Source organism: Bacteroides sp. 519 (genome assembly GCF_010500955.1).
GTDB lineage: Bacteria > Bacteroidota > Bacteroidia > Bacteroidales > Bacteroidaceae > Bacteroides.
Genome location: NZ_QVMJ01000001.1, coordinates 98,860 through 111,065, shown reverse-complemented (window position 1 = coordinate 111,065; position 12,206 = coordinate 98,860). Strand labels below are relative to the sequence as shown.

Below are 12,206 nucleotides of genomic sequence, written 5' to 3'. Positions count from 1 at the left end.
GAGAGTTGAGAGTTACCATGCGGCATCGTAACTCTCAACTCTCAACTCTCAATTCTCAACTATTTCAGGACTACTCCTAATTTCTTTTTACCATCCATTTTTACCACTATTGGCTTTTCAAACCGTATATGCCGCAAGAAGTTTGTTTCAAACTCGGCTGGGAATGAGTTGAGATATTCCTGATCGTACACACCATCATTCATAAACGCATTAATGGTGAAATATCCTACCCCGAACGAAGTTAGATTCTGAAAAAAGTGAGTTCCCTGACTGGGGTCTATACGATAATTGGTTAAACCAGCCTCAACGATTACACGGGCTGCCGAAATATGTGGCCATTTAACCGGAATACCTAACCAGGTATCGCTACTTCCCCACCGCCCGGGCCCAACCAATACATAGTTTTTGCCTGCATCAAGAAACTGACGGTTCAGCTTCTCTATCTCATAAGCAATCATCTGATTGTTTGAGGCACTGTACCCATCGGTCTTAACATATACAATATCAAAGATATCGTCCATAATGCCATGACCAAGCGAGTTTTCGGAACGTAATATTACTTCCTCGTTGGGGATTACTGTTAAATCTTCGTCGAGCATCTCCTTACTATCCACTATCGGACGGATTTGCAACAAATAGAAGGTGCCGCTACGACCGTTCTCTTTATCCAGATTGGCAGCAAACTCTATTTCTACCGGACGCCGAACTTCTTGCTGACTGTGTTGCAACACCAGTTGAAGGATACGGGCAAGCGGAAAAACATCGTGTTGCAGAATATTAGCAAACGTTATCAACTTGCGCCCACCGGGATAAAAGCCGTCGCGAATAATCATATCGTATGGATCGTAAGTAGAAGCAATATATTGCAGAGCACCGTCTTTCTCGGCTTCCTTTACATGTAGTTTAAGCAGGTTGAAGCCATCATCTATAGAGAAGTCTTGCCCGATATTTTTCAGGTCGAGGGCATAGAAGCGTGTCTGGGTTTCGCGCAGAGCCATCTCCATTTCGCTGGTTTGTAAAACCTGATTGGGGTGATAGGGCGAAAAGCGCAAGGTCATTCCGCCATCTACAATATACTTGCCCAGCCCCAAAGCAAGATTAACAGTTCCTTCTTCGGCCTTTTCATCTCCCAATGGGTAATAGTTGAGCGAACGTGCCACCCCCGACATTGATGGGTAATAACGGTCGCCATACTGTGTACCAACTACTTCCTGCAATATTACTGCCATCTTTTCCTGGTCTATTACATTAAAAGTAGCTTGCATATATGCCTTGCTGTCGCGAAAATAGACCGAAGCATACACCCCTTTAATGGCATCGGATAACATACGGAGCATTTCGTATTTATCGTCCAGATAGGGTATCATATATGTATTATATATACCGGCAAATGGCTGATAATGTGAATCTTCGAGCATGCTCGACGAGCGTATGGCAATGGGCGACTTCACTACAGCAAAGAAAGTAAAAAAGTCTTCGATCAACCTATCGGGCAGTTTGGCTTTCAGAAAATGTTTCAGTATAACATCATCGGCAACATCCGAAAGGGCTACTTTGTAGAGATTGTTGGTTTCCATAAACTCATCGAAAACATCGGTACAAAGTACCACTGTTTTAGGAATGGCTACCTGTGCATTTTCAAACTCATCGAATTCGGGATGTCGTTTCACCATGTTATCAATAAATGCCAAGCCACGCCCTTTGCCTCCCAACGACCCTTCGCCAATACGGGCAAAGTTGGAGTAACGGTCAAAACGGTCGCGCTTAAAAACAGCAACCACCCCCTGATTCTTCATCTTCCGATATTTCACAATAGCCTCGAAGATAATTTTACGATGCGCATCTATATCTTGCAAGCTTTGCCAGGTAATGGGTTTCAGGAACTCGGCAACCGGAAATACTGCACGCGAATACAGCCACCGGGAAACATGGTTGCGGCTAATATGATAAAGAAAAGACTCGGCCGGAAGTGAGAAGATTACATTTTGTAACTCCTTGAGGTTTCTTACACGGGCAATCTCTTCTCTTGTATTTGGATTGCGAAAGATGAAATCGCCAAAACCAAAGTTATCGCGCACTATTTCGCGCAGGTCTACATCCATCTTTTTAGAGTTCTTATCAATAAAAGATGCGCTTAGCTTATTGGCATAGGCAACATTTCCAACTTCGGAACTCTGTATTATTATAGGAACAAAGGGATCGGCTTTACGTATCTTATCGCAAAGTTTTATACCCGCCATCGAATCTTTTTTCCCCTCGCGCGGAAAGCGCACATCAGATATTACTCCTAATACATTGTTTTTATATTTATCGTAAATCTGCAATGCTTCTTCATAAGTACGTGCCAGTACTATTTTGGGGCGCCCCCTCATGCGCAATGTTTGCTGATGGGCATTTAATGCTTCGGTCGAAAATTCCTGACTTTGTTGAAGCACAAACTTATAGAGGTTGGGCAAGCTCGACGAGTAAAAACGGATGCTATCTTCAACCAGCAAAATAAGCTGTACGCCAACTTCTTCAACATCGTGTTCAAGATTCATCTTGTCCTCGATCAGTTTTATTATCGACACCAACAGGTCTGTATTTCCCAGCCAACAAAAAATATAATCAAAAGCAGTAAGATCCTCGTTGGCAATGCGGGCAGTAATCCCCCTGCTAAAAGGGGTAAGAATTACAATGGGGATATGCTCGTACAAGGTTTTAATGCGCCTACCAATATCAAAGCTATCATTATCGCCGGTTCCCGGCATACAGATTACCAGATCGTAAGATATTTCGCTTAGTTGCGCCAATGCTTCTTCCTCGGTTGATACCTGCGAGAAACGAGGCGGATAACGAAGCGAAAGCGATGTATATTCGTTAAAGATTTTTTCGTCAATACGACCATCGTCTTCCAACATAAAAGCATCATAGGGGTTGGCAATGAGCAATATGTTAAAAATACGCCGGGTCATTAAATTGGCAAACTGGGTATCTTTAAAGTATAATTGGTTTAATTTTAATTTACTTAGCATGGGGTTATTATTTAGTCTTCGTTTTTAATTTAACAAGCACCACTTCGCTGGGAGCAAATATACGCATATTTTTGTTAGATGTTCCTACTCCATTTGTAATTACAACTGGGGTTCCCTGTGAATTATTCCTTAATCCGGTTCTGAATTTCTGTCCGTATTTCGAGGGGATAACCGGTGCATAGAGTCCAAAAAGTGTAACTTGTCCGCCATGTGTATGTCCGGCCAATACCAAGTCTGTGTTATCAATGGGCACCTGCTGGGCATAATCGGGAGTATGAACAAGAAGTATCACAAAATCTTCGTCGCGAAGCATCCCGGTGGGCGATTCACCGTTTTGTTTTAAATCGAACGGGTTTCGTACTCCGGCAATGATTATGCTTTCATTGCCTCGGTTAATGGTATCAAGTGTGTGTTCCAGTAAACGAATATTGTTGCGTTTCATTGCTGCCAGAATTTCATCGTAACAGGCTTCGTAATCGTTATTTCCAAGAACGGTTCCAATGCCATCGGGGGCATTTACCTGGGATAACTTTTCAAATAATTCGGGCACATACCGGCAGCCTTCGTGATAGTCGCCCCCCATTAACAATACATCTGGCCCAAGTTTATTCAATGTGTTTACCAACTTGTTCAACCGCTTTTGGGTGAAAAGGCTTTTATAGTGCAAATCGGAGATAAAGGCTATCTTGTACCCATCGAAAGCTTGGGGGATATCCTGATGGGAGAAATCGTATTTCTTAATTCTTCCTACGCCTTTTCCGGAAGCACAGGAGGCTAGAATTAGGATTATGAAAATATTGAGTATAAATTTCATTGTTTTTGAGTTTTAAGTTTGTGCTACAAAGATACGACACCGAAAATTGTAGATGGCGAGAAATGGCGAGAAATGGAAAGAAATGCCCAAGCAATGATTTAAAAGAAGTTAATTAAGCGTGCTGTTATTATGTTTAGCCACGGATAACGCAGATTGCACGGATTTTAAATACACGGATTAAATACAGATTAAATCTTGCTGTTAATTGGTGCTATATAGCTTTGCCGTTTAATGCTATATAGCTCTGAGGGTCAATGCTATATAGACCGAGGGGGTAATGCTATATAGCTTCGGGGCTTGGGTCTATATAGCGCGAAAGGACGAAGGCACGAAGGCGCGAAAGGAAGAAAGCACGAAAGGACGAAAGCACGAAAGCATCAATGGATGAAAGAAGTTTCGCGCCTTCATGCCTTCGTGCCTTCGCGCTTTCACGCCTTCGTGCTTTCACGCTTTCATGCCTTCGCGCCTTTACGCCTTAATCATCATCAACAGCAGCAGTCTCTTTTTATTCTTTTTCTGCTGTTGTTTTCTTTTCTTTTCTCTTCTTTTCTTTTGTTGCAACGAAATTCAACGACCGTTAGTTTTGGGCACTCATTCGTTTGTCGGCACTTTTCTTTCCGGCTTCACTGCATTGCAATACCTTCTGGTCGTAATTACGCATAACCCGTGTAACATATTCAGACGAAATTAGCAGGTTATTATTTTCCATTTGTTTGATCGTAAAGAGATCGTAATTGTACAAAACTGCTTCAATTTTGGCTCGTTTTAAGTTGTATGTGCGCATAATTATCTTCAATGATTCGCCATCAATGCAATAATTTTTGTGATTGCGCAGTTCAATTAATAAGAGCATGTAAATGCCAAAACCTGTTGCACCCATATTGTTTATTAAGGCACTCATGCGATTATCGTTTAAAATACCGCACTCAATAGGAATGAATTTTGTTTTCATCATAATTCTAGTTCAATTAGTTTGTTAATACGTTTATTTATTTGTTTTACTCGTGCTTTTAATAGGGATTATTTATGGAATATCAACAAATAATTCCTATCTTTGCTTCCGGATTCAACAAATCTCTCGTTGCAAATATCGTAATTTAGATTATAACAAAACAAGTAATTTCGCATTTATTTCTCGAAAAAATAAAATATTGAACCGCAGAGTTACGCAGATTAACGCAGAGTTTTTATTTCGATGCCGCAAGAGAACTTAAAACTCCGCGTAACTCGCGTAACTCTGCGGTTCAAGACTCTCAAAACCAATAATAATAACGAATGAGCACTATAAAACCAAACTCGGCAAAGGTTTCTCGAAAAAATAAAATTTTGAACCGCAGAGTTACGCAGATTAACGCAGAGTTTTTATTTCGATGCCGCAAGAAAACTTAAAACTCTGCGCAACTCGCGTAACTCTGCGGTTCAAAACCCTCAAAACCAATAATAATAACGAATGAGCACTATAAAACCAAACTCGGCAAAGGCATGGATACTTGCAGCTCGCCCAAAAACATTAACAGGAGCCATAATACCTGTAATGGCAGGTAGTGCACTGGCATATATGGACGATAAGTTCAAGTGGATGCCGGCACTAATCTGTGTTATTTTTGCCTGCCTGATGCAAATAGCAGCCAACTTTATCAATGATTTATTTGACCACCTGAAAGGTTCCGACCGCGAAGACCGTTTGGGACCCGAACGTGCTTGTGCGCAAGGATGGATAACCCCTGCTGCTATGAAAGTAGGAATATTACTTACTGTTTTACTGGCTTGTGGTTTGGGGTGCACCCTTTTGTTGTGGGGTGGTTGGGAGTTAATTATCGTTGGAGTACTTTGTGTTGCTTTTGCCTTTTTTTACACCACTGGCCCCTACCCTCTTTCGTACAATGGTTGGGGAGACGTTCTGGTACTTGTTTTCTTCGGATTTGTACCGGTTGGTGGTACTTATTATGTACAGGCATTGACACTTACTCCGAATGTAATTATTGTTTCGCTTATTTGCGGAATTATTATTGATACATTACTGGTAGTAAACAACTATCGCGACAGGGAAGCCGACAAGCAAAGTGGCAAACGTACGGTTATTGTAAGATTTGGCGAACCATTTGGAAGATATCTTTATCTTGCACTTGGAATTATTGCTACTTTACTGTGTTTGTGGTTTTTAAAAGATGGGCACTGGTATGCTGCTCTGCTGCCTCAGCTCTATTTAATATTGCATGTTGGTACTTGGAAGAAAATGGTAAAGATACATTCGGGTAAAAAATTAAACAGCATACTGGGCGAAACTTCACGGAATATGCTGCTTATGGTTTTTTTGTTATCTTTAGGATTGGTTCTTGGCTAGTGGCATATTTTTCTTTAAATTTGTGTACGTTAAAAAGTTTCAATCATGATACCTACAACAGTTAAAGGCATACCATACGGGTTAAGCGATTACGAAGTGCTTACCCGCGACAATCTTTATTATGTGGATAAAACTCACTTTATCCCCTTAATAGAGCAAGCTGCACGTTACTTTTTCCTTATCCGTCCCCGCCGGTTTGGTAAGAGCTTGCTGCTTAATGTGCTCGATGCTTATTACGATATTAATAACGCCGACCGCTTTGAAGAGCTTTTTGGCGAACGATGGATTTTTCAGCATCCCACTCCTTTACGGGCTAAGTTCATGATACTTCGCTTCAACTTCTCGTTTGTCGATTCACGTCCGGACCGTTTGGAGGCATCATTCGATAGTCATTGCAATGAACGCTTCATAGAGTTTACCGATCGGTACGAACACCTCTTTCGTCCCGGATTCCGCAAGGAGTTAATGGAGCGTGTTACTGTTACAGATAAATTGCAATACATTAATGGTAAAGCCAGTGACCTAGGACTACGCATCTACCTCATTATCGACGAGTATGATAACTTTACCAATTCCATTCTGGCCACTATGGGCAAAAAGGCCTATCAGGATGCTACCCATGGCGAAGGTTTCTTCCGCTACTTCTTTAATGTACTCAAAGGCTTGACTACAGGTAATGGTATGGCATTAGAGCGTATGTTCATTACCGGAGTAAGTCCTATTACATTAGACGATGTAACCTCGGGGTTCAATATTGGTACCAATTTCACTATTGATGCTCAGTTTAATGGTTTGGTAGGATTTTCGGAAACAGAGCTGCGCCAAATGCTGGAATACTATTACGAGCAAGGATTACTGAAAGCAGATGTAAACGAAGTGATAAATGAAATGAAGCCTTGGTACGACAATTATTGTTTTGCCGAAGAGTGTTTAAACGAAAGCATGTACAACTCTGACATGGCGCTTTATTATCTCAGCAATCACCTGCGTACCGGTAACCCTCCACGCGAAATGATTGATAAAAACATCCGTACCGATTATGCCAAGCTGCGTCACCTGATAAAAGTAGACAATGAACTGGGCGAGAACTTTTCAGTTATCCGCGAGATTATTGAAAACGGGCAAGTACCAGCTATGCTCAACGATTCCTTTTCGGTAGAGGAAATGACTAATCCGGATAATTTTAAGTCGTTGCTTTATTACTTCGGTTTGTTAACAACACAAGGAGCAGGACGTGGGAAGGTTATGCTGGGCATCCCCAATCATACTGTTCGCGAACAGATGTATTCTTATCTGACTGAAGGCCTTGCTGATTCTAATATTTTCCGTATCGACTTCCATCATTTGAGAAAACTGATGGTAAATATGGCCTATGAAGGCGAATGGCAACCTGTTTTCTCTTACATCGCTTCCGAATTGGAGAAACAGAGTCGTGTGCGCGAATTTATTGAAGGTGAGGCCCACATCAAAGGTTTCCTGTTGGCTTACCTGGGACTAACCAATTACTACATTCTGCTTCCCGAATATGAATTAGCAAAAGGATATGCTGATATTTATTTTCAACCTAATCCACGCCTCACTGATATGGAGTTTGCTTATCTGTTGGAAGTAAAATACCTGAAACGAGACGAGCCCGATAGTCGCATAGATACCCTGAAAGCGGCTGCTCGTGCTCAACTACAAAAGTATGCTTCGGATGGAATTATTGCAAGCACTATTGGCAATGCAAAACTGAGGCTTATTACTGTGGTGTTCCGCGGTTGGGAGATGGTGGAGATGGAAGAGTTACCTGCATAAGTTCATATAAAATACTAACAATAAAATCATGAAAAATAAAATACAGATATTGTTCGTCACCATATTCTTGACACATAGTTTCTTTACTAATGCCCAAACAGTTGGTTATACATACAAACCATTAACAGTTAAAGGATGCCACATAAAATATAGCATCGCAAAACAAGATACATCATATTATATTATAGCAACAGTAAAATCTGATCGACTGAATTTTTTAAAAGAATCAACCATGTTGCTAAAAAACTTCGACGGAGAGATTCTAAAACTTCATGGTAATCTTATCAGAAGTGGCTCAGAATCAGCAGGCATTATCTCTGGAAATCTTGTTATCCCAGTTACAGAGATTAGTTCTACAGCACAATTCAGAATAAGCCCAGCACAATTTGAATTGTTTAAAAAAGGTATCGCAAAGGTACGGCTATCCACCATACCTATTGAGCATGAACGAACCTTCACTAAAGATAAAATAGGCAAAAAGCTTTATCAATTTTTCTTAAAACAAAGAAATAAAGACAATGATTTTTAATCATAACAGGTCCTTCATCTTTCACCGCTTCCCATACATCCGCTCATAATACATTTGATAATCGCCGCTGGTTACTTCCTGCACCCAGTTTTGGTTATTCAAATACCATTCGATGGTTTTTACAATACCTACTTCGAACTTAGTTTCCGGATACCAGCCCAGGTCATTCGATATTTTGGTTGGATCAATAGCATAACGTTGATCGTGTCCTAAACGATCTTTCACAAAAGTAATAAGGCTTTCGTTTATCCAATCAATGTTTATTTCTCCATTGGCATTGGTTTCCTTTTTCTTTAACACATCACGATACTCGGGATGTGTGGTAAACAGAGAATGAATGGTGTCTATGGTAAGTTTTACTATCTCCAGATTTGTTTTCTCGTTATGCCCACCAACATTATATATCTGTCCGGCTTGTCCTTTTGTTACCACCATATCAATGGCTTTGCAATGATCTTCAACATACAACCAGTCGCGCACATTGCTACCATCGCCATAAACAGGTAGTTTCTTACCTTCAAGAATGTTTTTAATAATCAGTGGGATAAGCTTTTCCGGGAAATGGTAAGGACCATAGTTATTTGAACAACGGGTTATGGTAACCGGCATTTTATACGTATCATGGTATGCCATTACAAAGAAGTCGGCACTTGCCTTCGATGCACTGTATGGGCTATGCGGACAAAGCGGAGTTTCTTCGGTAAAGAACCCCTCCATACCCAATGATCCATACACCTCATCGGTTGATACCTGATGAAAACGTACGCCTTTGCGCCAAACAGGATATCCTTGTTCGTCTTTACTCATCACCCATGCTTGCCGTGCAGCATCCAATAGGTTTTGAGTGCCCAGAATATTGGTTTCCAGAAATAGTTGAGGATTTTCGATGCTGCGGTCTACATGGCTTTCGGCAGCAAAATTAACCACATAATCAAATTTATATTTCCCAAACAACTGTTCAACCAAATCACGATCACCAATATTTCCTCTCACAAAAACACAACGTTCATCGTCAATGTTTTCTGCAATTGTGCCTAAGTTACCGGCATAGGTCAATGCATCGAGCACAACTACCAAAACATCATCATATTTATTTAAGATGTATTTCAAGTAATTGGCACCAATAAATCCGGCTCCACCGGTTACTAAATAAGTTTTCATGCTAGTTTAATCCAAAAGATTTTTTATTACGGTTTAATCGATAAAAAGCAAAGAACGGAAAGTTTTTTCATGTTACAAAATAAAAAGATAAAAAAGTATGCAGTATTTCTACTTAACTGCCGTTTATAAGCTATAACGTATTTTTGTTATTTTTTAAACTTTGAACTATATGAAAGAAAAAACTATTCAATTTTTAGCACTGATGGTGATACTATTACTACAAGCATGTGGTAGCGACGACCACAACGGTACTGATCACATCATTCAAGGAAATGTTAAAGGCATATTGCTTCAACCGCTAAACAACGGAGGGCTAACACCTGCTGTTAGCGAAACATATCCCAAAGAAGCATTTGTATTAGCCATCAAGCTGACCACCGACTCGGAAGCTTGGGTTGGTTATGGACGAACCGCTGTTGATTTACCGGACCCCATAACAGCAATCCGGGTATATTCTGTCAATAACTTCAACGACTCGTACCCTGCCGGTTCGGATATTAGTTCACTGTTTAAGCAATATCCTTTATATATAAACAATAATCTTGATGATACGCTTGAGAGAGGAAAACACATTGAACGCATTGATTACCTGGATGGTTTTTTCTATAAAGCATTGCTCATGCAACCTACTGCCGGAGCCCATCAGTTTAAAGTAGAAATACAGCTTAAAAGTGGTAAACTATTCACTGCCGAAACTGAAGAATTAATCTTTGTTTAACCAATATAGAATGGAAAGAGTTATCGCTTCCATTCTTACTAAAAAACAGAACAATGAAACAAATTTATATTATTTGCTTGTGCCTCATTCTTTCAACTTACATACAAGCCCAGGAAAAACCTCCCAAAGGTAAATTCTTTATTGAAGCTGCTATTGGCGGAGAAGCAACCGTTTCGTCGCCTTCGGCAAATAACCTGGCAGGCTTTCTGCTGAAAGACGGAAACAGAGACGCCGGCGTTTTGCTGAGAATTCAACATTTCCTGAGTGATAATTGGGGATACTTTCTAACTGCACAATTTTATGAATCAGATGGTTACTACGATCTTCCGCAAAAGATTCAGCCTGATAGAGATAAATATTATACTGTTAATAATCGCTATGAGGCAAATAAAGGAAGCAGTGAAAATTACCTGGCAGGGGGAATATACCGGATAGATTTTCGCCGTTTCAGCATCCGCCCGTATTTTGGCATTGGGGTATCTAAGGTAAAAACCGATATTCATTCGTTCGACCTGAAAGGAAAGGGCAATAATGAAGTACTGAAATCGGTATATGCCATGAACGATAAAAAGATAACAAGTTTCTGTGCTTCGCCAGGTTTAAACCTTGTGTGGAAAGTTGGAACAGGCATACATTTCTTTGGCGACGTCAGTTACATCCATCATTTTGGTTCCTATAAAGCTACCCATACCGTAACAGACGGATATACAGGTAAACAAATAAAAGAGGAAAGCCAAAAAGCATCTCTTCCAAATTTGTTAAGCATTAAGGTAGGAATAAGCATCCCGTTATGGAAGTATAGTGGCAATTATAGGAAAAGGAAGTGAGGGGTCTCCTTTATTTTACCTCCTTTAACTCCCTTTAACTCCTCCACTTCCTTAATCTCCCAAATAAAACACTACATTTGGCACTTTCACAAAACACAAGTGCCAAATGAGCATATCAATTAAAGGACTAGACAAAATCTACCCTAATGGAAACCACGCTCTAAAAAACATTAACCTGGAGATTCCAACAGGTATGTTCGGGCTGCTGGGACCTAACGGAGCAGGAAAATCTACACTGATGCGTATATTGGTTGCCTTAATGGAACCAACAGCAGGCAAAGTAGATGTATTTGGTTACGACCTAATGAAAGACCGCAAAAAAGTACGTTCTCTGTTGGGATATCTTCCGCAGGATTTCCGTTTCTTCGCTAAATACAAAACGCACGAGTTTCTTGATTATGCCGCCCGGCTATCTGGCATGAACAATACCCGGAAACGAAAACAAGCTGTAGATGCCATGCTTGAAAGTGTAGGCCTTTTTGATGTGCGCGAACGTTATGCCAACAAACTATCCGGTGGTATGAAACGCCGTCTGGGTATTGCGCAGGCACTAATACACAATCCTAAAGTAGTGATTGTTGATGAACCTACTACCGGACTAGACCCGGAAGAACGTATCCGGTTCCGAAACCTACTCTCCGAAATCAGCGAAAACGAGGTAACTATTATACTCTCTACCCACATTGTGGGCGATATTTCCAGTTCATGTAAATGTATGGCTCTTATCAATAAAGGTGAAGTTTCATTCTACGGTGCGCCGCAAGATATGCTTCGCGAAGCCGAAGGAAAGGTGTGGCGTATACAGGTTTCGGCCGACGAGCTGCACGAAGTAGATAAGCGTTATCCGGTGATTGCCACCATACCGTCGGGTACAGGTTGGGAAGTACAGGTAGTAGCCAACGAAATTAAAGGATACGATGCCAAGCCCTATCCGCCTAATCTGGAGCACGCGTATGTGTATCACATGGAGAGCAGACTGAATCTTTGGACTAACGGTTAACC

At 40.8% G+C, this 12,206-nt stretch carries 10 protein-coding genes; 6 read left to right on the top strand and 4 right to left on the bottom strand.

The features are described from left to right. Positions 1–59: 59 nt before the first annotated feature. The 3 genes from D0T85_RS00440 to D0T85_RS00430 all read right to left on the bottom strand — a co-directional run bounded on the left by D0T85_RS00440 (position 60) and on the right by D0T85_RS00430 (position 4,783). Positions 60–3,014, bottom strand: a complete 2,955-nt coding sequence (locus tag D0T85_RS00440) for a PEP/pyruvate-binding domain-containing protein (RefSeq protein WP_163209125.1) — start codon at positions 3,012–3,014, stop codon at positions 60–62. A gap of 7 nt (positions 3,015–3,021) precedes the next feature. Beyond that, positions 3,022–3,828, bottom strand: coding sequence for a metallophosphoesterase (locus D0T85_RS00435; RefSeq protein WP_163209123.1), 807 nt, complete (start codon positions 3,826–3,828; stop codon positions 3,022–3,024). A gap of 577 nt (positions 3,829–4,405) precedes the next feature. Then, the gene (locus D0T85_RS00430) at positions 4,406–4,783 is read right to left on the bottom strand and encodes a Lin1244/Lin1753 domain-containing protein (RefSeq protein WP_163209121.1); all 378 of its coding nucleotides are present in this window, start codon (positions 4,781–4,783) and stop codon (positions 4,406–4,408) included. Positions 4,784–5,278: 495 nt separating this feature from the next. Here D0T85_RS00430 and D0T85_RS00425 point away from each other — a divergent pair, with 495 nt between their 5' ends. The 3 genes from D0T85_RS00425 to D0T85_RS00415 are packed head-to-tail and all read left to right on the top strand — an operon-like array spanning position 5,279 to position 8,498. Further along, complete coding sequence (locus D0T85_RS00425) at positions 5,279–6,172, top strand: 1,4-dihydroxy-2-naphthoate polyprenyltransferase (RefSeq protein WP_163209119.1); 894 nt, start codon at positions 5,279–5,281, stop codon at positions 6,170–6,172. A gap of 45 nt (positions 6,173–6,217) precedes the next feature. Continuing rightward, a complete protein-coding gene (locus D0T85_RS00420) occupies positions 6,218–7,969 on the top strand; it encodes an ATP-binding protein (RefSeq protein ID WP_163209117.1) in 1,752 nt (583 codons plus the stop codon). A gap of 28 nt (positions 7,970–7,997) precedes the next feature. Then, positions 7,998–8,498, top strand: coding sequence for a hypothetical protein (locus tag D0T85_RS00415; protein ID WP_203558385.1), 501 nt, complete (start codon positions 7,998–8,000; stop codon positions 8,496–8,498). A 21-nt stretch (positions 8,499–8,519) separates the two neighbouring features. Here D0T85_RS00415 and rfbB read toward each other — a convergent pair whose 3' ends face one another. Further along, a complete protein-coding gene (gene rfbB, locus D0T85_RS00410) occupies positions 8,520–9,659 on the bottom strand; it encodes a dTDP-glucose 4,6-dehydratase (RefSeq protein WP_163209115.1) in 1,140 nt (379 codons plus the stop codon). A 169-nt stretch (positions 9,660–9,828) separates the two neighbouring features. Here rfbB and D0T85_RS00405 point away from each other — a divergent pair, with 169 nt between their 5' ends. The 3 genes from D0T85_RS00405 (at position 9,829) to D0T85_RS00395 (ending at position 12,204) form a co-directional block, all read left to right on the top strand. Continuing rightward, positions 9,829–10,377 (top strand): DUF5034 domain-containing protein, encoded by a 549-nt coding sequence (locus D0T85_RS00405; protein WP_163209113.1) that lies wholly within the window; start codon positions 9,829–9,831, stop codon positions 10,375–10,377. A gap of 53 nt (positions 10,378–10,430) precedes the next feature. After that, positions 10,431–11,204: an autotransporter outer membrane beta-barrel domain-containing protein gene (locus D0T85_RS00400; RefSeq protein WP_163209111.1), complete on the top strand. Its 774-nt coding sequence runs from the start codon at positions 10,431–10,433 to the stop codon at positions 11,202–11,204. 106 nt (positions 11,205–11,310) lie between these two features. Beyond that, on the top strand, positions 11,311–12,204 hold the full coding sequence (locus D0T85_RS00395; protein WP_163209109.1) for an ABC transporter ATP-binding protein: 894 nt from the start codon (positions 11,311–11,313) through the stop codon (positions 12,202–12,204). The last annotated feature ends 2 nt before the right edge of the window (positions 12,205–12,206 follow it).